Origin of the sequence: Bacillus cereus group sp. N8, assembly GCF_016483685.1 — a bacterium.
Classification (GTDB): domain Bacteria; phylum Bacillota; class Bacilli; order Bacillales; family Bacillaceae_G; genus Bacillus_A; species Bacillus_A proteolyticus.
The window spans coordinates 249,957-271,308 of record NZ_JAEHBK010000001.1; the positions used below are offsets into that span (position 1 = coordinate 249,957).

Genomic DNA, 21,352 nt, shown 5'->3' on the forward strand with positions numbered 1-21,352 from the left:
TTATTATGGGGATGGAGCTCATTTTAAGAGAATGGATGGGGAAAGAAAAGGATTATTCAATTTCATACAGTACGTATATGAACCTCGTATTATATGCAGAGGGACATGGATATTATATGAGAGAACGTGAAAAAATTGGAAGACAAGGAGATTTTTTTACGAGTAGTAATATATCTTCTGTCTTTGCGAAAACTTTTGCTAAGTTTTTCGTTCGGCTTGTTGAAAATGGGGAAGTTTCTTCAAATATTTGTGAGGTTGGTGGGGGAACGGGAAAGTTTGCCTATGATGTTTTACAAGAATGGAAACAATTATCTCCGGAAACCTTTAGTAGTTTAAACTATTCAATTGTTGAAGTGAGCCCTTTTCATAGAAGATTACAGCAGGAGAGTCTTTGCTCATTTGATAATGTATCGTACTATACATCGTATATTGAAATGGGAGAGTCTTTCGAAGGAATTATTTTTTCGAATGAGCTATTTGATGCGTTTCCTGTTGAAGTAGTTGAGAAAAGAAATGGAATTTTGTATGAAGTACGTATCACGTATACAGAGGAAGGGGACCTTGCAGAAGTATTTAGGCCAGTAGAGAAAAGAATTGGTCGATACTTATTGAAGTATAATATTCATATTGCAGAGGGGCAGCGATTTGAGGTACCTATTGCAATGGAAGAGTATATAGAAGAAATTGCGGAATGGTTCCAGCGAGGTATATGTATTACAGTTGATTATGGTTATACAAAAGAAGAATGGATGCATCCTGCACATCATGAAGGAAGTTTAAGAGGATATTATAAGCATAAGCTAATTCGTAACCCTCTTGCATATCCAGGAGAAATGGATTTAACTACCCATGTTCATTGGGATGAGTTGAAGATGATTTTCGAGTTACAAGGGATTCATACGATATGGCACAGGAAGCAATCAGAGTTTTTGTTAGCGGCAGGAATATTAGAACATCTTACGAGTCATCAAGATACGAATCCTTTTTCTGAAACTCAAAAACGAAACCGAGCAGTTCGTTCTATGATTTTGAACGGAGGCTTAGGCAGTGCTTTTGATGTTGTTATACATACAAAAGATATGCAGAATTTACATTTGAATCAATATTTAACAGTATGAAAAAACAAGACACAGTATATTGCTGTGTCTTGTTTTTTCATACGACTTATGTAGTATTGTATATTTTCTCTCATGATATATATTTATATTAAAGATATGAGATGAAAAATATAGAATACGTTCTATTTCTCTGTCTATTAGTCCCTAACCTAATAATACGCGAACGAGTTGAATAATTGTTTCGTTTTCTACTTTGTAGTAAATTTCTAATCCTTTTCTTTCACTAGAAACGATTTTAGCACTTTTTAACTTTGCTAAATGCTGTGAAATTGTAGATTGTGGCATGTTTAAGCCAGTGTACATTGTAGAAACATTGCTTGGGCCACGTTCAATTAATCCTTTTACAATACATAAGCGAACAGGATGAGCAAGCACTTTCAATAATTCTGCATTGCTTTCATATAGTTCTATTTCTTTTTGAAAGGTTTCTAACATGTTCTTTTCCACCTCCGTGTGAGCTGTTATACCATACCATACTATACATACCAAAAAATTAAAGAAAAGAAAACAGTTGTTGCAGAAAAAAAGTCCTAAAGTAAAGAAATTGTAAGAAAAGAGACCCTGATGTAAATAAAATAGATCAATTTGTACGGTTTTGTAAAATGACACTTTTGGGTGAAAATTTTGATGCGTTTTAAAAATTGAAAGATATAGATATATTTGTAACACAATTTTATCATGATTTTCTTATTCTTTCAAATGAATATACGAAATTTTTAAAATAATATGAAAAAGGAATTATAATGATATATATAGAATATAAAACAGGTTAAAAGAAGCTGATTATAATCAGCTTTCTTATGGTGATGATTAAATATTTGAGTCCTTTATTCTAGAGTTCATCCTTTATCAACTTTAAAAATCTGTGGTTCCATATATTCTCATAAAAATCAATTGTCTCTTTTGCGGACATAAATGGATTATTTAACGTAGAGGTTGTTTTCTGTACCATGAAGTTTTCGTATCTCAGTCCGTGGGCAAATTTAATTGTAGCATCCATACAGTACTCTGTTTGGGCACCACAAAATTCAATACGATGTACAGATAATTGATCTAAAATCTCTTTTAAGTTTGTTTTATAAAATGAATTGGCATGTGTTTTTCTTACAAAAAAATCTTGTTCTTGAACATCTAGATCGGTATGAATAGCCCAAATTTCTTTTTCGGGTACTAAATCATCATCGCAATGTTGAACAAAAATGATTGGTTTATTTGATTTTCTATATGAAGAAATTCTTTTATTTACTTTTGTAAGTAAATTTTGTAAATCAAATAAATGCTCTCCGCTATAACATACTCCATTTTGTAAATCGATAACGATTAAAACATCTGCACAAGTATCCATTATTTTTTGCCCCTTTTATTTCTTAATATATCAATTAATCCATTACTTGGAAATAGATAATGCACTTTTATTTTTTAATGAACTATACAGACAGAAAAGAATTAAAACGAATATGTTAGACAGCATAAAAAGAAGATATGAAAACTTAATTTCATATCTTCTTTTCTCTCTATACATTTACAGGTTCTTCTACATAAGAAAGGGCATTTTCAAAATCAGATATTAAATCATCAACATTTTCAAGGCCGACAGATAAACGAAGTAATGAATTAGAAATACCTCTTTCATCTCGAGCTTCTTGCGATAGTGCTGCATGTGACATTTTAGCTGGGTAGGAAAGAATCGATTCGACAGCTCCTAAACTAACCGCAAAGACAGGTAATTTTACTTTTGATAAAAATTGGCGGAGTGCATCTTCTGACTGTAAAGTAAAAGATAGGACAGCTCCGGCTGATGTAGCTTGAGATTGTTGTATATCAAATCCAAGATGTGTTTGTAATCCTGGATAATAGACGTTTTTAACTTTAGCGTGCTCTTGTAAATAATGTACAATTTTATTGGCATTTGCAGCTGAATGCTCAAGGCGTACATGCAATGTTTTTAGACCGCGAAGTACGAGAGAACAATCTTGAGGCCCTAAAATAGCGCCGAATGCATTTTGTAAAAATCCAAGTTTTTGAGCGAGTTCGGCATCTTTTACGACCGCTAATCCGGCAGTAACATCGCTATGGCCAGCAATAAATTTTGTGGCACTATGAAGAACAACATCGGCTCCAAGATCAAGTGGCTTCTGGAATAGTGGTGTCAAAAATGTATTATCAACAAAAGTAAGAGCACCAATAGATTTTGCAAGCTTAGAAACAGCACGAATATCTGTCACTTTTAAAAGTGGATTAGAAGGTGTTTCTACATAAAATAGCTTCGTATTTGGTTTAATGTTTTCTTTTACTTCTTCCATATTTGTCATATCTACAAATGTATGTGAAACACCGTAACGAGAGAGTACTTCAGTTATAATTCGGTAAGTGCCTCCGTATACGTCTTCTGAAATGAGTACGTGATCACCTTGTGAAAGAAGGAGAAATGCAGTGGAAATCGCTGCAATTCCTGATGCAAATGCGAATCCTTTTGTTCCGCCCTCTAATAAAGCAATGATATCTTCAAGAGCTTCACGAGTTGGATTACCCGATCGGCTATAGTCGTATTTCCCGAAAGCATCTACGTCAAACTGGTGAAATGTTGATGTGTTATAAATGGGAACGTTAACAGCTCCTGTTTGAGTATCATGTTTATACTGGTTGTGTAGTAAGAGTGTATCGATAGAATAACTCATATGCTTACACCTTCTTTTACAAGTTTAATGGCTTGCTTTAAGTCTTGAATTAAATCGTTACTATTTTCAATGCCGACGGAGAATCGAAGAAGACGATTACATACACCGTTTGCCGTTCTAATTTCTTCAGGAATATCAGCATGCGTTTGCGTTGCTGGATAAGTCATTAAACTTTCTACACCACCAAGACTTTCAGCAAATGTGATTAAGGATAAAGATTGTAAGAATGGATTAATCCATGTTTCATCTTGAAGACGAAACGAAATCATACCGCCTCTTCCTGGGTAAAATACATCTGTCACACCGTCTTCATCATTTAAATAAGCAACAATTGTTTTCGCATTTTCTTCATGTTGTCTCATGCGAAGCGCTAAAGTTTTCATACCACGAATTAATAGCCATGAGTCAAATGGGCTTAAGACAGCACCGGAGGCATTATGATAATGAGCAATTTCTTCACAAAGTTCTTTTCCTTTTGCCACGACAAGTCCGCTTAGTACATCGTTATGCCCGCCTAAATACTTCGTTGCACTATGAAGTACGATATCGGCACCCTCTGTTAATGGTTGCTGTATATAAGGAGTGTAGAATGTATTGTCTACGATAAGAAGTAGTCCGTGTCTTTTCGCTACAGTTGCGACAGCGGCAATATCAGTAACTTGCATTAATGGATTAGTCGGAGTTTCTATGAAAATAGCCTTCGTTTCAGTTGAGATAGCTTGCTCAATTTGTTTAATAGATTGTGTATTTACGTATCTACATCGAACATTCCACTTTTTTTCGTGTTCGGAAAATAAGCGATACGTTCCCCCGTATAAATCTTCGGATACAATAAGTTCATCTCCAGAACGGAATAATGAAAGGACGAGGAGAACAGCTGCCATACCTGAACTACAGGCATAACCTTGTTCGCCATATTCTAAATCTGCGATTGCCTGTTCTAAAAGACCACGAGTTGGATTTCCAGTTCGTGAATAGTCAAATCCGGTAGATTTACCAAGTCCTTCGTGACGATAAGCGGTTGAGAAATAAACGGGTGGATTAACAGTTCCTGTTGTAGTTTCGCTACGATTTCCGATTTGTGCTAGTTTTGTTTCGATAGTTGACATGTGAAAATTCCTCCTTTTTAAATTGAACGAGTAGTTGAATATAAAATAAAAAAAGCCTTCTAAGAAGAAGGCTTTCGGATTGAATAGAGTCTTCTTCTCATCTGTCAAATCTTTCACAATTTGCTGGAATTAGCACCTTATTAACAAATTGTTAATGGTTGCTGAGGCGTCATAGGGCCAGTCCCTCTACCTCTCTAGATAAGAATGTTCGTATGAAATTTTTATTATGTTTTTAACTTTACAACAAAAGTTAATTGAATTGCAACTTTATTTTAAATAATTTTTATTTTTCCGCAAGTGTCATTGACTTTTATATTTGTGCATGCTAAATTTATAAAAAATTAACAAACATTGTTAAAAAGGGAACGTATTTCCTTTTAGCTACATAAATAAAATAATAAAGACAACTCTTATTGAGAGCGGTGGAGGGAAAGGCCCTGTGAAACCCGGCAACCTGCAAACGAAATGTTTGAAACGGTGCTAATACCTGCAAAACGAATGTTTTGCATAATAAGAGGCGGAACAATTATGTCCCCCTCTTCAAAGTGAAGAGGGGGTTTTTATATTGATAGAAATGAGGGAGATTCGTGAAATTACTAGATTTATTATCAAAAGGAATTGTAATAGGTGATGGTGCGGTTGGAACGTTATTACATTCGCATGGTTTACAAAGTAGTTTTGAAGAATTGAATTTGTCTGATCCAGACTTAATTATATCGATTCATAAACAATATGTAGCTGCTGGAGCGGATGTTATCCAGACGAATACGTATGGAGCAAATGAAGCGAAATTACGTATGTATGGCTTAGAGAATCAAGTTGTTCAAATTAATAAAGCAGCAGTGAAGATTGCGAAAGCATCTGTTACAGAAAGAAATGCAATTTTAGGAACAATTGGTGGTATGAAACATATCGGAGCTGTTACAACAACTGATATGGAAAGGGAGTTTATGTTACTTGAGCAGGCAGGTGCTTTACTAGAAGAACAGGTTGATGGATTGTTATTAGAAACTTTCTATGATGAATTTGAATTACTTCATGCTGTTAAGGTGTTACGAAAACAAACGAATATTCCAATTGTAGCCCAATTAGCGTTACATGAGGCAGGTACGACTCAAAATGGAAATGATGTAAATGAAATATTAAAACAGCTTTTAGATTACGGTGCGAATGTTGTTGGATTGAACTGCCAACTAGGACCACTTCATATGACGGAAGCTTTTAAAATGATATCGATTCCTCAAAATGGCTACTTGTCAGCATATCCAAATGCAGGTCTCCCGAATTATGTGGAGGGACGTTACGTATATGAGGGAAGTCCGGCTTATTTTGAAGCGATGACACCGAAATTTATTGAGCAAGGTATTCGGTTATTGGGTGGTTGTTGTGGTACTACTCCAGAACATATTGAAAGTATGAAGCGCGCTATTGCAAATGCTATACCTGTAATAGAAAAGGACACGATTCAAAGACCAAAAGTAGTTCATACACACGAGAAACGTTCGAAATCTCACGTCACTCTAGCAGAGAAAGCAAAGAAACAAACGACAGTTGTAGTGGAATTAGACCCACCGAAAACATTAGACACGCAGCGTTTTTTTGAAGGGGCAAGAGCACTGAAAAGAGCTGGGGCAGATGCTATTACTCTAGCAGATAATTCATTAGCATCGCCTCGCGTTTCGAATATGGCAATGGGTGCGTTATTAACAAAGCATGATATTCCGGTATTGACTCATTTAACGTGTAGAGATCATAACGTCATTGGCCTACAATCTCATTTATTAGGTTTATCGGCGTTAGGGATGGAGGAAGTGCTAGCTTTAACTGGTGATCCAGCGCGTGTTGGCGATTTCCCAGGTGCAACTTCTGTATATGATTTGTCCTCTATTGAGCTCATAAAAATGATTAAAGAAATGAACGATGGGCGTTCCATTTTAGGGAAATCAATTGGTCCGGCAACAAGATTTTCTGTCGGCGGTGCGTTTAATCCGCATGTAAGACATTTAAAAGCAGCGGTTAAGCGAATGGAACGGAAAATAGATGCTGGAGCGGAATATTTCTTAACTCAGCCAATTTACGATATAGCGTTAGTTGAGGAAGTGTATGAAGCGACAAAGCATTTGGAACAACCTATCTTTATTGGGATTATGCCGTTAGTAAGTAAGCGGAATGCAGATTTTCTTCATTTTGAAGTGCCTGGTATTACTCTTCCAGAAGAGATAAGACAAAGAATGGATGGACATGAAACGAAAGAGGCGGCTATTGAGGAAGGGATTCGTATTTCACAAGAGTTAATCGATACGGCGATGAAATACTTTAACGGTGTTTATCTTATTACACCATTTTTAAAATATGAAATTACAGAACATCTCGTGAAATATGTAAGAGCAAAGCAAGAAGTGAAAGAGGGTATTAATTGATGAAGTGTATAGAAGAAAGATTACAAAATAGCATTCTAATATTAGATGGTGCAATGGGGACGATGATACAGCAAGAGGACTTAACTGCGGAAGATTTCGGAGGAGAAGAGTACGAAGGGTGTAATGAATATTTAGTAGAAACAAGGCCAGATGTTATTTTAAAGATTCATAAAGCTTATATTGAAGCTGGAGCTGACATCATTGAAACAAATACATTTGGTGCGACGAATATCGTATTAAGTGATTATGAGTTGTCTCATTTAGATGAAGAACTAAATGAAAAGGCAGCACTATTGGCGAAGCAAGCTGTTAAAGAAAGCGGGAAGGAAGTATATGTTGCAGGTGCGATGGGGCCGACAACGAAAGCGATTAGTGTTACAGGAGGAGTTACATTTGAGGAACTGATTGAAGCCTATACAAGGCAGGCGAGAGGGTTATTGAAGGGCGAAATTGATGTACTACTTGTGGAGACGAGTCAAGATATGCGTAATGTGAAAGCTGCGTATATTGGAATTCAAGTAGCTTTTGATGAACTAAATAAAACGGTTCCTATTATGATTTCTGGAACGATTGAACCGATGGGGACGACTTTAGCGGGGCAAACGATAGAAGCCTTTTATTTATCGATAGAGCATATGAAGCCATTATCGGTTGGATTAAACTGTGCGACTGGTCCGGAATTTATGAGGGAACATATTCGTTCCTTATCTGATTTATCGGAGTGTTATATTTCTTGTTATCCAAATGCAGGTCTTCCTGATGAAGATGGACACTATCATGAATCTCCATCTTCTCTCGCGGAAAAAGTAAAGCGATTTGCCGAAGAAGGTTGGGTTAATATTATTGGTGGTTGTTGTGGTACAACACCAGAACATATAAGTGCAATGAAATCCGCGTTAGCATCTCTTAAGCCACGTGAACAACATGAACGAGAAGGGCATGGAGTTAGTGGATTAGAGGCGTTGCAATATGATGATTCTATGAGACCGTTATTTGTTGGAGAAAGGACGAACGTAATTGGATCACGCAAGTTTAAAAGATTAGTAGCAGAAGGGAAATTTGAAGAGGCAGCTGAAGTGGCAAGAGCGCAAGTGAAGAAGAATGCTCATATTATTGATATTTGTATGGCAGACCCTGACCGTGATGAAATAGAAGATATGGAAAGATTCTTGGCAGAAGTTACGAAAGTATTAAAAGTACCGATTATGATTGATTCAACAGATGAAAATGTTATGGCAAGAGCTCTAACTTATATTCAAGGAAAAGGTGTTATCAATTCTATTAATTTAGAAGATGGAGAAGAACGGTTTGAAAAAGTGACACCTCTTCTTCGGAAATACGGTGCTGCTATAGTTGTAGGGACAATTGATGAAGATGGTATGGCAGTTAGTGCAGAACGAAAGATAGAAATTGCGAAAAGAAGCTATGAGTTACTAACGAAGAAGTATGGTATACGTCCATCTGATATTATTTTTGATGCGCTTGTGTTTCCTGTAGGGACAGGTGATGAAGAATATATAGGCTCAGCGGCAGCGACTATAGAAGGAATTCGTCTTATTAAAGAGGCGTTACCAGAATGTTTAACAATTTTAGGGGTGAGTAATATATCATTTGGTTTACCGCCGGCGGGCCGTGAAGTATTAAATTCGGTCTTTCTATATCATGCAACGAAAGCGGGATTAGACTATGCGATTGTCAATACGGAAAAATTGGAGCGCTATGCGTCAATTCCAGAGGAAGAAAAACGTCTTGCAGATGCATTATTATTTGAAACGACGAAAGAGACATTAGAAGAATTTACAAACTTTTATCGTGTTGCTAAAAAGAAAGATGTCGTTATACAAGAAACACTAACGCTTGATGAACGATTAGCAAATTATATTGTAGAAGGTACGAAGCAAGGATTACATGAAGATTTAAGTCTCGCGCTTACAGAAGGACGAAAACCTCTTGATATTATTAATGGTCCACTTATGACAGGAATGGACGAGGTGGGGCGATTATTTAATGGTAATGAACTTATCGTTGCTGAAGTATTGCAAAGTGCTGAAAGTATGAAAGCTGCCGTAAGTTATTTAGAGCCACATATGGAGTCTAGTGATAGCGCGAAAAAAGGGAAAGTATTATTAGCGACTGTAAAAGGTGACGTACATGATATTGGGAAAAATCTCGTTGAAATTATTTTATCAAATAACGGATATGAAATTATTAATTTAGGGATTAATGTTCGTTCGGATCGAATTGTTCAAGAAGTACAAGAGAAGAAGCCTGATATTATTGGTCTTTCTGGTTTGTTAGTAAAATCAGCCCAACAAATGGTAACAACAGCTGAAGATTTAAAAGCGGCAAATATTGATATTCCAATCGTTGTCGGTGGTGCAGCGCTAACGAGAAAATTTACAGATAATCGTATTTCTCCATCATATAAAGGGCTCGTATGCTATGCGAGTGATGCGATGACGGGGCTTGATATTATTAATAAGCTTCAAAAAGAAGAAGAACGTGAGAAGATGAAACAGGATAAAAAAGAACGTCATCTTCATATCGTTAAAAAAGAAGAGAAACAAGTGGAAATTCCAGCAGTAATTGAGCCATTACCGAAGGCGGAGGTTATCGTGCCTGATTCAACAAAACGAATTGTATTACGCGATATTCCAGTTGCACATCTCGCGCCGTTTTTAAATAGACAAATGCTACTTGGACATCATCTTGGATTAAAAGGAAATGTAAAAAAACTCCTGAAAGAAGGAGATAGAAGAGCGCACGAATTAAATGATTTAATCGATGAATTATTACAAGAAGGACAATCTTGGTTACGCCCGAAAGCAGTGTATCAATTTTTCCCAGCACAAAGCGACGGACAAAACATTGTAATATATGATTCAGAAGATCATACGCGTATTATAGAGCGTTTCACATTCCCTAGACAAGGAAAGGCCCCATACCGTACTTTAGGTGATTATTTACGGCCGATTGGAGATGAAATGGATTATGTTGCTTTCTTATCTGTTACTGTTGGGGAAGGAGTTCGGGACATCGCTGAAGAGTGGAAGGCGAAGGGTGATTATTTACGCAGTCATGCCATTCAATCGTTAGCGCTTGAATTAGCAGAAGGACTTGCTGAAAAAACACATATGCTCATTCGTGATCGTTGGGGCATTCCAGACTCACCTGAACTGACGATGGAAGAACGTTTCCGTACAAAATATAGAGGCATTCGCGTGTCATTTGGTTATCCAGCATGTCCAGAACTTGCTGACCAGGAAAAATTGTTTCGCTTAATTCATCCAGAAGAAATAGGTATTTCATTAACAGAAGGATTTATGATGGAGCCAGAAGCGTCTGTAACGGCTATGGTATTTTCTCACCCTGAGGCAAGGTATTTTAGTGTACTATAGTGTAGAAGGGGGAGACGTATGAAAAAAATAGTCTTTACAGGTGGCGGTTCGGCAGGGCATGTAACACCTAATTTAGCCATTATTCCACATTTACAAAAGCAGAACTGGGATATCTCTTATATTGGTTCTCATCAAGGGATTGAGAAAACGATTATAGAAAAAGAAGGAATACCTTACTATAGTATTGCAAGCGGAAAGCTACGTCGTTATTTTGATTTGAAAAATATAAAAGATCCTTTTCTCGTAATGAAGGGTGTTATGGATGCGTATGTAACAATTCGTAAACTAAAACCGGATGTTATTTTTTCAAAAGGTGGTTTCGTATCTGTACCAGTCGTAATTGGGGGATGGTTAAATAGGGTGCCAGTTTTACTACATGAATCTGATATGACACCTGGACTAGCAAATAAAATTGCGCTCCGTTTTGCCTCGAAAATATTTGTTACATTTGAAGAAGCTGCGAAGCACTTACCAAAAGAGAAAGTAGTATATACAGGATCGCCTGTACGTGAAGACGTAGTAAGCGGAAATCGTGAAAGAGGTTTAGAGTTTCTAGGGTTTTCACGTAAAAAGCCGGTTATTACGATCATGGGAGGAAGTTTAGGCGCGAAGAAAATTAATGAAACAGTTCGAGAGGCGTTGTCAGAACTTCTTAAAAAGTATCAAATTGTTCATCTCTGCGGAAAAGGTAATCTTGATGAAAGCTTACAAAATAAAGAAGGATATAAACAATTTGAATATATCCATGAGGAGTTACCGGACATATTAGCGGCAACAGATTTTGTTATTTCACGTGCGGGTTCCAATGCGATTTTTGAGTTTTTAACATTGCAAAAGCCAATGGTTTTAATTCCGTTATCGAAATTTGCAAGCCGTGGAGACCAAATTTTAAATGCGGAATCCTTCGAAAAACAAGGTTATGCCTCAGTATTGTACGAAGAAGATGTTACTATGAATTCTCTTATAAAGCATGTCGAAGAGCTGGATCAAAATAATGAGGTGTATAAAAGGGCATTAAAGAAATACAATGGAGAAGAAGCGATTAAAACTATTATTAAACATATTTCAGAGGCATGATTATATAATCATGCCTTTTTTAATAGGATGAAAGATTCCAAGAATTGATATATTTATGTTACAATAACAAATGGTTAGTAGGGAAATTCCAATTGATTAAGCGTGAAAATACGAATGGATTAGGAGTGACTGTGTTGGAGCTAAGTCTCTATGAAAATACTGCACTTATTATATGCTTTGTGTTGTACGTTGGTAGTGTTATTGTTTATATTTCACGGAAATTTTCACAAGAACGAGAGCTTGAAAAATCAGAGATAACAGCTGAATTAGAAATGTTAGCTGATGAAAGTTATAAAAAACAAAAAATAAAAGAAGACCATGAAGCACCCCATCATTTAAACGCAAATAAGTTCTAAAGATGGGGATTTTTTTTGCGGTCTTCCTTAATTATTTCTACAACCATTAACGCTAAAAAGGAGTTTCCCCATACGTATTTAAAGGGTGGACATAAATAAAATTTTATATTGCCTCGGGATTTCAAAATAAGCATCTTGTACGTTTCGTATCAAGCCAGTTGAAAGAAGAAGGATGGCATCATACATATGATTGGACGAAAAATGAAAGAGCAACTAATAGAGAACAATTGCAAAAAATTGGTGAAGAAGAACAAAAAGCGATCCGAGAAGCAGATGTCTTTTTACTTATATTAGATGGCGGAAATGGAAGTCATACAGAGTTTGGAATGGCGATTGCGTTAGAGAAAAAGATATATGTATATCATGAAGGAAACCCGCTGCAAACAACGTTTTATCATTTACCGGAGATAAATATTTTTGAAGGAGATGCAGCCGAGTTTGCATCTTATGTTATGAAGTATATGGAATAATAGTAATTACCTAAAGGTTATAAAAGTGATCTTTTGGGTACAGTGATGATAAGTAAAGTATATAAAGGAGTTATACATATGAAATTAGAAAATGGATGGGAAACAAGTTTTTTAGAAGTTGTACAAAACAGTGAATTTAAGAAAGGTGCGCTTCTTAGCCAATTGCTTTTTGCAGATAGTGAAGAAGTGGAAGAGCTTACTGATGATTACGGATATGAAGAGATTATTGAACGCGAACATGATGATGAATTAGCAGAAGTTTTAGGCGAAGAATTGTTCAGTGAGATGGAGCGATACGTATTCTTAGCTTCACAGCCAGAAGAAAAGCTGATTTCATTCGTAAATGGATTAGGTTTTCATGTGTTAGATTGGATCGTACTTCTTGAAACAGAATTTGGTGTTGATAGTGCAAACTTTACATCAGATGCTGTGAAGATGTTAGAAAAGCGTTTCAGACAGTTTCCATACATAGAGGATAAGACGATTTTTGATATGACGTTTGGAGAAGCGATGGATGTATTAGAATCCATTACAGGATTACAACTGAAGGAAAAGATGAACGTATAATGAAAAAAGAACGTGAGGATATCACGTTCTTTTTTTTACATAATAATAATTTTATCATCTAGCTTTGTTTGTCCAGTAAGAAGTGCATTTAAATACTCTACTTTTCGTATGCAAGCTTGTATATGTCTTTCAACCTCTTGTAACTCTGCTTGGTGATGTGTTTCAATTGGATGAATTTGCACGTTAAATTTTTCGAATTGACTACTATATGTTATTTTTGCATAGCCGCTCATAATATCGGTTTCGTTATGAAATAAGAATTGCTTCGTTTCTTCACAGAATGATACATCCTGAAAGCCATATACTTTTAATGCTTCAATTACTTTTTTAATCATGTTTGTATTCATTTTTTAACCCTCTTTACGAAGTTCTACTTTTATATTATAACATAAAAAATTACACAGAAAGCGCTTCCAAGTGTATTTTATTATAAACTTTACGTTTCAATCATAAAAATGAAACAAAGAAAAAATAATTGTAAAGAAGGAAGGACTCTTTTATTGTTTCGTCATATATATAGAGAAATAGTGCAATGAAAGGAAATTTTTCGAGGTGGAGATTGTATTTCCAATTTGAGCGCAGTAAAAGAGGTGAGAATCTTGAACTTTGATATTGTAGGACAAAAAGCATATATAAAAGACGGACCGTATCGGAACCGAATTGGAACTGTAAAGAAAAACGAAAAACAATTAGAATCCCACTTTGCTATTGTAATTGGAGAACAAAGTATTGATGTAGAGCTAAAGGATATCGTGTTAGTTGGAGTAGACGTAGGACAATTTCATACATGGTGCGAGCAAAATGGTTATTTGTGAAAGGGACGGGCTGTGAGATAATGAAATATATTTGAGAAAAAGAGAATATGTTATTGTATTCTCTTTTTCTACGTTTAAGGAGGCGGAAATGAAATATAAAGCACAGGAGCTTACATTGGAGTTGAAAGAGAAGATTCAATGTATGGAGAATGAAATAGAGCGAATATCACTTGAACTTTTTAAAGAGTATTCATATTTATACATAGAGAAAAACATGGAACTATCTATGGAACTTGTTAAAGATAAAGAGCATCCTTTTGAGGTGGGTTATTATTCATCAGTTGCCATAGCTATATTAGATGAAAAAAAGAGATGATTGGATTTTATAATATTCCAATTTGGAAATGCGAAAATATTTTTTTAGGAATGCCAATTCAATCGAGGATTTTGGAGAGTAAGAAAATAGGGGAACTTGTTGATGAATCTTATTATGAGATTGAGGAAGAGTTAAAAGAGCAACTAGAAGAATACTTGGAGTGATAATTTTCAAGATAAGATGTATAAAGATGGAACATAATAAAAAAGACGCTAACAGTATAAATTGTTGGCGTCCTTTTTTATTATGAAGCAATCTCACCAGTTTTTACCTCGTCTTGATTGTACGTATCGTGATCTAATTCTCCAAGCCATTTACTAGAAATAAGACCTGCTGTCATAGAACCACTTACGTTAAGAGCTGTACGCCCCATATCGATTAATGGCTCAACTGAGATAACTAGAGCGACAATACCGATTGGTAAGTTCATTGTAGATAATACGATTAATGCTGCGAATGTTGCACCGCCACCAACGCCGGCAACACCGAATGAGCTAATAGCAACGACAGCGATTAAAGTTAAAATAAATTGTGGTTGTAATGGATCAATTCCTACAGTTGGAGCGACCATCATAGCAAGCATTGCTGGGTAAATACCTGCGCAACCGTTTTGACCGATAGATACCCCGAATGAAGCTGCGAAGTTTGCAATTCCTTCAGAAATACCAAGCTTTTCTTTTTGTGCTTCAATATTTAATGGCATTGCACCAGCACTAGAGCGAGATGTGAATGCAAATGTTAATACAGGGAACACCTTTTTCAAATATTGAATTGGATTTAAACCAGATAGAGCAATTAATAATAAGTGAATAACGAACATTACGATAAGTGCTACGTAAGACGCTAACACGAAGTTACCAAGCTTTAAAATAGCATTTATATCGCTACCAGCAACTGTTTTTGCCATAAGAGCTAATACGCCGTATGGAGTAAGGCGTAAAATTAACGTTACCATACGCATTACGATTGCGTATACAGCATCAAGCATCTTCTTAAATAGCTCTGCTTGTTCTGGATATTTTCGTTTTATACCTATAAAGGCAATACCGATAAAGGCTGCAAATATTACGACAGAAATTGTTGATGTTGGACGAGCACCTGTTAAATCAAGAAACGGATTTGTAGGTAACAATTCTAATAATTTGTCTGGAATTGTTGTCTTTTCAATAGAAGTAAATCTTTCTTCTACTAATTTCAGACGAGCAGATTCTGCATCACCTTGTTGTAAACCTGTTGCTGATACATCAAATCCTGCGCTTGCAGCTATACCGACAGCTGCGGCAATTCCTGTAGTAAGAATTAAAATTCCGATAATAAGACCACTGATTTTACCAAGGTTTTTCGTTAATTGTAATTTTGTAAATGCTGAAATAATAGATACTAAAATAAGTGGCATAACAATCATTTGAAGCAATTTTACATAACCGTTACCAATTAAACCAAACCAGTTATTTGAGTCGATAATTACTTTAGAAGTAGGCTCATAAATAAATTGTAATATAAGACCGAAGATAATTCCGACTCCTAAAGCAGTAAATACACGTTTATTAAAAGATACATGCTTACGTTGCATATAATACAATACGCCAACTAAAATGAGCATGACTGCAACGTTAATTCCGACAAGCAGTGTATTCATGTTGATTCCCCCTAATTCCAATCTGTTATATAGAATATAAGGTAATAAAACCTATAAGTCAACTAGGAAATTACGGAATTAAAAAAAGATGGCAATTTGCCATCTCTTAATGCCCAGCTCCAGGGACAAGTAAAAATGTTGTGTACCATGTAAATCCGATGAAGAAAACGGTTAAATATGCCCCGAATACGTATATATACATACGCTCTGTTAATTTTAAATAACTTAAAAGTACGAAGAATCCTGTTTGTCCTAAAAATAGTAGTGCGGTCGAATGCATATCCCCTACGTAAAACATAACCGAGAAAATTCCAGTCCAAAAGCCGAGAACGCGAAACATGCGCTCCATGCCATCTCCCTCCTTTTCTAAAAAAAGTAAAACCTCTTTTCATTATAGTTTATTTTTCTAACTATTGTAAATATTCATTCATATAAAAGAAAGAAGCCAATTATAATATTGACTTCTTCTTAGTTGAAAAACTAAATTTGAACCTTATAGTTACAAGATTTGCATCCATCTAGTAGACTGTCGTTTCGAGTTAATTCCACGTTCGGGAATAAGATTTCAAAAATCCCCTTCATCATATCTCCGTGCATATTACAAATTTCAGTCGGATGATGCGCAGCAACTTCTTTAAATGGGCAATTGTGTACATCATAGAAAATTTTTGTACCATCCGTACTTATTTCAAAAGCAGGAGATAAACCAGCTGTTGAGAATGCTTCTTTTGCGATTTGCATTTTTTGTTCTATCGTCAATGCTTCTGCACTTACATTTAAGCGATGCATATGTTGTTGCATTAATTCTTTGCCGAATTGTTTCCCTGTTTCATATAGCGCTTTTTCACCAGCGCTACCTAAGCTTAGTAGTGAATTAAATGCTATCTGTGCTAATAATTGATAATCGCGAAATGGGAATTGTAACTGGATGACATCTTGAGACAAGACGTATAGTCTGCTTGGTCTTCCGCCTTTCCCAGTTTTTTTTGTTTCTGATTTGAGCATATTAACATCTTCTAATTTAGATAAATGTAAACGAGCTACGTTTGGATGAATGTCAAACTCATCTGCGATTTCTTGTACAGTTACGTAATTATGTTTTTGAGAAATATATTTATAAATGTAATAACGAGTAGGGTCAGATAATACACCTGTAATTTTTAAAGCTTGTTCCATTAGGATCTCCACCTTTATCACTTTATCCAAGATATTAACATTATAATACAGATAAACTTCCATATAGGTAATTTCAGACAATAATTCGGAAATTGTTCATAATTTCACAAACATATTTTCCCTTTTTATCCTAGTGAAAATACAAAAGTCCTAATTTTTCTTTTCCAGTTCTTCATGATATATACATGGTGAGGAGGGAAATTTGATGAATGGTATCGAGCTTTTTGCGAATACGATTATGAAAGAAGCTTGTAGGGTGCAAGCATCGGACTTACATATTGTGCCCAGGCAGAAGGATGTGGCAATTCAATTACGTATAGGAAAAGATTTAATTACGAAACGGTGTATTGAAAAGGAATTTGGCAAAAAGCTTGTTTCGCACTTTAAGTTTTTAGCATCAATGGATATAGGAGAGAGGAGAAAACCTCAAAATGGTTCGTTGGACTTACAAATTGATGGACAAGAAGTGTATTTACGCCTTTCAACACTTCCAACAGTATATCAAGAAAGTCTCGTTATTCGCCTCCATTTACAAGCCTCTGTTCAGCCATTGTCTCATCTTTCGTTATTTCCAAGTTCAGCGGAAAAATTACTCTCTTTTTTAAAGCATTCTCATGGATTACTCGTATTTACTGGGCCGACTGGTTCTGGAAAAACAACAACAATGTATGCGTTATTAGAAGTAGCTAGAAAATGGCAAACACGTCGCATCATTACACTGGAAGATCCAGTTGAGCAAAGAAAAGACGGTTTATTACAAATTCAAATAAATGAAAAAGCTGGTATCACATATAAAACGGGATTAAAGGCTATTTTGCGTCATGATCCAGATATTATTTTAGTTGGCGAAATTCGTGATGAAGAAACAGCAAAAGTAGCTGTAAGGGCCAGTTTGACGGGACATTTAGTAATGACAACCTTGCATACAAATGATGCGAAAGGAGCGATACTACGATTTATGGATTATGGTATTACAAGGGAAGAAATTGAACAATTATTATTAGCAGTAGCTGCTCAGCGGCTCGTCGAATTAAAATGTCCATTTTGCAGAGGGAAGTGTTCAACTTTATGTAAATCAATGAGGCAAGTGAGACAGGCAAGTATTTATGAACTGTTATATGGATATGAATTAAAACAAGCGATTAAAGAAGCAAGTGGAGAACATGTTACGTATCACTATGAAACGTTGGAATCGTCGGTTCGAAAAGGGTATGCTTTAGGCTTTTTAGAAGAAGATGTATATGTTTAGGAGAAAATGGAGTTTAAGTGATCAAGCATTATTATGGAAAAGATTAAGTGATTTATTAGAGAAAGGTTACTCACTTTTGCAGGCGTTAGAATTTTTGCAGTTGCAACTACCATTAGAGAAGAAATTACAGTTACAGCGTATGATCGAGGGATTGAAAAACGGACAAAGTTTGCACGCTTCTTTTCACAAATTAATGTTTCACCCTGAGGTGTTAAGTTATTTGTTTTATGCAGAGCGACATGGTGACATTTCTTTTGCTTTGCAACAAGGTAGTGTACTTCTTTACAAGAAGGATAAATATAGGAAAGATATGATGAAAGTAATGAGATATCCTATGTTTTTATCGTTCTTTTTAATGATTATGCTTTCTGTTTTTAACCTCATTTTATTGCCTCAGTTTGAAATGATGTACAGTTCTTTACATTCGACGGCACCACCACTTACGGAGCAAATTTTAGTTGTAATTAAATTATTACCCTACTTCATTTATAGTATTTTTCTTATCGTTATAACGGGCTTTAGTTTATATATATTTTATTTCCGAAAACTTCCGCCTATTCAAAAGGTAAAGATTATGATCCGTATTCCCCTTATGAAAACATTTCTTATTTTAAATCATTCGCATTATTTTTCCGCCCAATTAAGTGGTTTATTACACGGTGGATTGTCAGTACACGAAGCATTAACAATAATGATGAAGCAAAAGTATAATCCGTTCTTTCAGTATGAGGCAGCCCGAATTGAGCGGCAATTAATTGCAGGAGAACCGTTACAATCTATTATTGATAAAAGCGGTTATTACGAGAAAGAACTTTCTTATATCATTACGCATGGACAAGCAAACGGTAATTTAGCAAATGAGCTGGGTGATTACAGTGAGCTCATTATTGAAAAGGTAGAACAAAAAATTAAACGTATGTTATTTGTGATTCAACCTATTTTATTTACATGTCTTGGGGTTATAGTCATTCTGATGTATTTAGCGATGATTATGCCGATGTTTCAAATGATGAATTCTATTTAGGGGGCATTTACATGCAGAATGAAGAAGGTTTTACTCTTTTAGAAATGTTGTTAGTTATGGTTGTCATAACTGTATTATTACTATTAATTATTCCAAATGTAGTTAAGCAGCGATCCTCGGTGCAGGAAAAAGGGTGTGAAGCCTACGTGAAATCTGTAGAAGCACAAATACAGGCATATCAACTCGAAAATAATAAAATACCTACAATCGAGGAATTAAAAACTAAAAAATATATTGCTGTTGATGAATGTCCGAAAGGTAAACCAATCCATATTTCTGATGATGGCACGGTATCAGCAGGGAAATCGTGAAGCAAAAGGGTTTTACTCTTTTAGAGATGCTACTTGTTTTATTTGCTGTTTCTGTACTGAGTATTGTTACGCATTTTAACGTTACTTCATTACATGAAAAACAAAGAGTTGAGCAGTTTTTGAAACAGTTTTCAAATGATATTTTGTATATGCAGCAGTTGGCAATTAAGCGTCAAAAAAAATATACGTTACGCTGGTTTAAAGGGAAAAAGATGTATTATATTTCGGAATCAGAGACGGATTTTTTAATTGTTAAGAGAGAATACAATAAAGATATCCAATTGGATTTGCATACCTTTCCAAATCCAATGACATATAATCCGAGCGGAAATATTAATAGAGGTGGTACGATTTTACTTTCCTATCAAGGGTATAAATATGAGATTGTATTTCAGCTTGGAAGAGGGAGATTTACGTATCGTGAAGTGTCAAAAAGGATCAGTAATGGTTGAAATGGTTGTAGCGTTAAGTTTAATAATGGTGGCGGTATTGTTATTACTCCCGCAAACATTATTAATTATGCAGGAAAGAAAAAATATAAACATGAGCTATAAAGCATTAATATTATTAAAAAAAGAAGCGGCCTTGTTTAAGTATGAGGATGAGGAAAGGCGAGAAAAAGAGCAAGTCATAAAAGGGATTGTATATTACACATATTGGAGAGGAGATGAAGTTTGTGCGGTGTGGAAAGATATGAGAGGAAAAGCGATGGAGCAATGTCTTTATGCAGAGAAAAGATAAAAAGGAAGCGGGATTTACCTTAATAGAAATGATCGCATGTTTGTTGCTTTTATCGATGTTCTTTTTACTTTTACCGCGTCTTCATATTATGGGGATAGAAAATGCACATTCAAAAGGATTAAATGACTGGGAGTGGGATGTGTTTTTAGGACAAATGCAATTAGAGTTTCGTGAAGTAATGAGTGGGAGGAAGATAGAACGAGAAAATGATGGGAATATTTTGCGTTTCCAACTTCGTAATGAGGATGAGGTGACGTATGAAAAAGTGAATAGTAATTTAATAAGAAAAGTAAATATGCGCGGAAGGGAAGTTATATTACAAAGGATTGAAGCGATTTCATATAGATTAACACCTCAGTTGCTATATATACGTGTGAAAGATATAGGTGGTGAAATATATGAAGGCGTGGTTGTACGCTATAGTGAAATTGAGATAGAAACATGAGAAACCAAGATGGATTTGCAATGCCAGGAACAATTATTTTTCTTATTTTATTAATTTCTTTTTTGATGTGCGAAACGAATATATTACTTTTGGATAAAAAGTTTTATGCTGAAATAGAACAAAATTTTTTCATGGAGGAACTTATTGATCGAGCTATTTCAGATATAAAAAGAGACTTACAGCAAAAAGAAAAAGAGGATATTTTTTTGTTTCAGTATGAAAGAGGAGAAGCGAGTGGAAAGTACATCTTTGAAAATGATGTTATTATCATTTCGTTGCAATGTGTTACAAAGCAGAGAGTTTTCTATACAGTGAGCTTTCGCTATAGGAAAAGAGATAATAAAATATTTGATTGGGTAGAAGGATAGTGTGTAAAATACGCGGGAGAGAACCACTAATTCCTATTGTGGAGTGAGTTAATTTCTTTGAGGGAAGGGATAAAA

The 21,352-nt window shown here is 35.4% G+C and carries 23 protein-coding genes, 1 pseudogene and 2 riboswitches; of the genes and pseudogenes, 16 read left to right on the plus strand and 8 right to left on the minus strand.

Annotation, left to right across the window (positions count from 1 at the left end; genetic code table 11):
- Positions 1-5 precede the first annotated feature (5 nt).
- The gene (locus JDS80_RS01295) at positions 6-1,118 is read left to right on the plus strand and encodes a class I SAM-dependent methyltransferase (protein ID WP_199636838.1); all 1,113 of its coding nucleotides are present in this window, start codon (positions 6-8) and stop codon (positions 1,116-1,118) included.
- Between the two features lie 144 nt (positions 1,119-1,262).
- On the opposite strand, the gene JDS80_RS01300 is transcribed toward JDS80_RS01295, so the two are convergent.
- The 4 genes from JDS80_RS01300 to metI form a co-directional block, all read right to left on the minus strand.
- Positions 1,263-1,553 (minus strand): ArsR/SmtB family transcription factor, encoded by a 291-nt coding sequence (locus JDS80_RS01300; RefSeq protein ID WP_000894375.1) that lies wholly within the window; start codon positions 1,551-1,553, stop codon positions 1,263-1,265.
- Between the two features lie 397 nt (positions 1,554-1,950).
- A complete protein-coding gene (locus JDS80_RS01305; protein WP_071747147.1) occupies positions 1,951-2,463 on the minus strand; it encodes a cysteine hydrolase family protein in 513 nt (170 codons plus the stop codon).
- Between the two features lie 169 nt (positions 2,464-2,632).
- Complete coding sequence (gene metC, locus JDS80_RS01310) at positions 2,633-3,796, minus strand: cystathionine beta-lyase (RefSeq protein WP_199636840.1); 1,164 nt, start codon at positions 3,794-3,796, stop codon at positions 2,633-2,635.
- A complete protein-coding gene (gene metI / locus JDS80_RS01315; RefSeq protein ID WP_199636841.1) occupies positions 3,793-4,905 on the minus strand; it encodes a cystathionine gamma-synthase/O-acetylhomoserine thiolyase in 1,113 nt (370 codons plus the stop codon). Before metI ends, metC begins: the two co-directional genes overlap by 4 nt.
- A 94-nt stretch (positions 4,906-4,999) precedes the next feature.
- Positions 5,000-5,110: riboswitch (SAM riboswitch) on the minus strand.
- Positions 5,111-5,312: 202 nt separating this feature from the next.
- A riboswitch (SAM riboswitch) is annotated at positions 5,313-5,422 on the plus strand.
- A gap of 70 nt (positions 5,423-5,492) precedes the next feature.
- Here metI and JDS80_RS01320 point away from each other — a divergent pair.
- The 6 genes from JDS80_RS01320 (at position 5,493) to JDS80_RS01345 (ending at position 13,193) form a co-directional block, all read left to right on the plus strand.
- The gene (locus tag JDS80_RS01320; RefSeq protein WP_071747144.1) at positions 5,493-7,325 is read left to right on the plus strand and encodes a bifunctional homocysteine S-methyltransferase/methylenetetrahydrofolate reductase; all 1,833 of its coding nucleotides are present in this window, start codon (positions 5,493-5,495) and stop codon (positions 7,323-7,325) included.
- Positions 7,325-10,723: a methionine synthase gene (gene metH, locus JDS80_RS01325; protein WP_199637145.1), complete on the plus strand. Its 3,399-nt coding sequence runs from the start codon at positions 7,325-7,327 to the stop codon at positions 10,721-10,723. The genes JDS80_RS01320 and metH overlap by 1 nt, the downstream gene beginning before the upstream one ends.
- An 18-nt stretch (positions 10,724-10,741) precedes the next feature.
- Complete coding sequence (locus tag JDS80_RS01330) at positions 10,742-11,800, plus strand: undecaprenyldiphospho-muramoylpentapeptide beta-N-acetylglucosaminyltransferase (protein ID WP_199636842.1); 1,059 nt, start codon at positions 10,742-10,744, stop codon at positions 11,798-11,800.
- Positions 11,801-11,895: 95 nt separating this feature from the next.
- Positions 11,896-12,156 (plus strand): DUF3966 domain-containing protein, encoded by a 261-nt coding sequence (locus JDS80_RS01335; protein ID WP_083596079.1) that lies wholly within the window; start codon positions 11,896-11,898, stop codon positions 12,154-12,156.
- Between the two features lie 95 nt (positions 12,157-12,251).
- Complete coding sequence (locus JDS80_RS01340; protein ID WP_071747141.1) at positions 12,252-12,626, plus strand: nucleoside 2-deoxyribosyltransferase; 375 nt, start codon at positions 12,252-12,254, stop codon at positions 12,624-12,626.
- 78 nt (positions 12,627-12,704) lie between these two features.
- Positions 12,705-13,193 carry a hypothetical protein gene (locus JDS80_RS01345; protein ID WP_071747140.1) on the plus strand — a complete coding sequence of 163 codons (489 nt, stop codon included), beginning with the start codon at positions 12,705-12,707 and terminating at the stop codon, positions 13,191-13,193.
- A gap of 35 nt (positions 13,194-13,228) precedes the next feature.
- Here JDS80_RS01345 and JDS80_RS01350 read toward each other — a convergent pair whose 3' ends face one another.
- A complete protein-coding gene (locus JDS80_RS01350) occupies positions 13,229-13,540 on the minus strand; it encodes a hypothetical protein (protein ID WP_001095549.1) in 312 nt (103 codons plus the stop codon).
- Positions 13,541-13,792: 252 nt separating this feature from the next.
- On the opposite strand from JDS80_RS01350, the gene JDS80_RS01355 reads away from it, so the two are divergent.
- Entirely contained in the window at positions 13,793-14,008 is a 216-nt protein-coding gene (locus tag JDS80_RS01355; protein ID WP_141533532.1) for a DUF3912 family protein, read from the plus strand.
- Positions 14,009-14,096: 88 nt separating this feature from the next.
- Positions 14,097-14,488 (plus strand): annotated as a pseudogene (locus JDS80_RS01360) (hypothetical protein).
- Positions 14,489-14,568: 80 nt separating this feature from the next.
- On the opposite strand, the gene JDS80_RS01365 reads toward JDS80_RS01360, so the two are convergent.
- The 3 genes from JDS80_RS01365 to JDS80_RS01375 form a co-directional block, all read right to left on the minus strand.
- A complete protein-coding gene (locus tag JDS80_RS01365; protein WP_199636843.1) occupies positions 14,569-15,963 on the minus strand; it encodes an L-cystine transporter in 1,395 nt (464 codons plus the stop codon).
- Between the two features lie 106 nt (positions 15,964-16,069).
- Positions 16,070-16,312 carry a DUF2626 domain-containing protein gene (locus JDS80_RS01370; RefSeq protein ID WP_002015110.1) on the minus strand — a complete coding sequence of 81 codons (243 nt, stop codon included), beginning with the start codon at positions 16,310-16,312 and terminating at the stop codon, positions 16,070-16,072.
- A 131-nt stretch (positions 16,313-16,443) separates the two neighbouring features.
- On the minus strand, positions 16,444-17,139 hold the full coding sequence (locus tag JDS80_RS01375; protein ID WP_199636845.1) for a helix-turn-helix transcriptional regulator: 696 nt from the start codon (positions 17,137-17,139) through the stop codon (positions 16,444-16,446).
- Between the two features lie 205 nt (positions 17,140-17,344).
- Here JDS80_RS01375 and comGA point away from each other — a divergent pair, with 205 nt between their 5' ends.
- The 7 genes from comGA to comGG are packed head-to-tail and all read left to right on the plus strand — an operon-like array spanning position 17,345 to position 21,277.
- A complete protein-coding gene (comGA, locus tag JDS80_RS01380; RefSeq protein ID WP_199636846.1) occupies positions 17,345-18,388 on the plus strand; it encodes a competence type IV pilus ATPase ComGA in 1,044 nt (347 codons plus the stop codon).
- On the plus strand, positions 18,375-19,412 hold the full coding sequence (gene comGB, locus JDS80_RS01385) for a competence type IV pilus assembly protein ComGB (protein ID WP_274605826.1): 1,038 nt from the start codon (positions 18,375-18,377) through the stop codon (positions 19,410-19,412). The genes comGA and comGB overlap by 14 nt, the downstream gene beginning before the upstream one ends.
- An 11-nt stretch (positions 19,413-19,423) precedes the next feature.
- Positions 19,424-19,723, plus strand: a complete 300-nt coding sequence (gene comGC / locus JDS80_RS01390) for a competence type IV pilus major pilin ComGC (protein ID WP_002145747.1) — start codon at positions 19,424-19,426, stop codon at positions 19,721-19,723.
- Positions 19,720-20,175: a competence type IV pilus minor pilin ComGD gene (comGD, locus tag JDS80_RS01395; RefSeq protein ID WP_071771659.1), complete on the plus strand. Its 456-nt coding sequence runs from the start codon at positions 19,720-19,722 to the stop codon at positions 20,173-20,175. Before comGC ends, comGD begins: the two co-directional genes overlap by 4 nt.
- Positions 20,168-20,464, plus strand: coding sequence for a type II secretion system protein (locus tag JDS80_RS01400; RefSeq protein ID WP_199637146.1), 297 nt, complete (start codon positions 20,168-20,170; stop codon positions 20,462-20,464). Before comGD ends, JDS80_RS01400 begins: the two co-directional genes overlap by 8 nt.
- Complete coding sequence (gene comGF / locus JDS80_RS01405) at positions 20,448-20,909, plus strand: competence type IV pilus minor pilin ComGF (protein WP_199636848.1); 462 nt, start codon at positions 20,448-20,450, stop codon at positions 20,907-20,909. Before JDS80_RS01400 ends, comGF begins: the two co-directional genes overlap by 17 nt.
- Entirely contained in the window at positions 20,906-21,277 is a 372-nt protein-coding gene (gene comGG, locus JDS80_RS01410) for a competence type IV pilus minor pilin ComGG (RefSeq protein ID WP_071747119.1), read from the plus strand. Before comGF ends, comGG begins: the two co-directional genes overlap by 4 nt.
- Positions 21,278-21,352 lie beyond the last annotated feature (75 nt).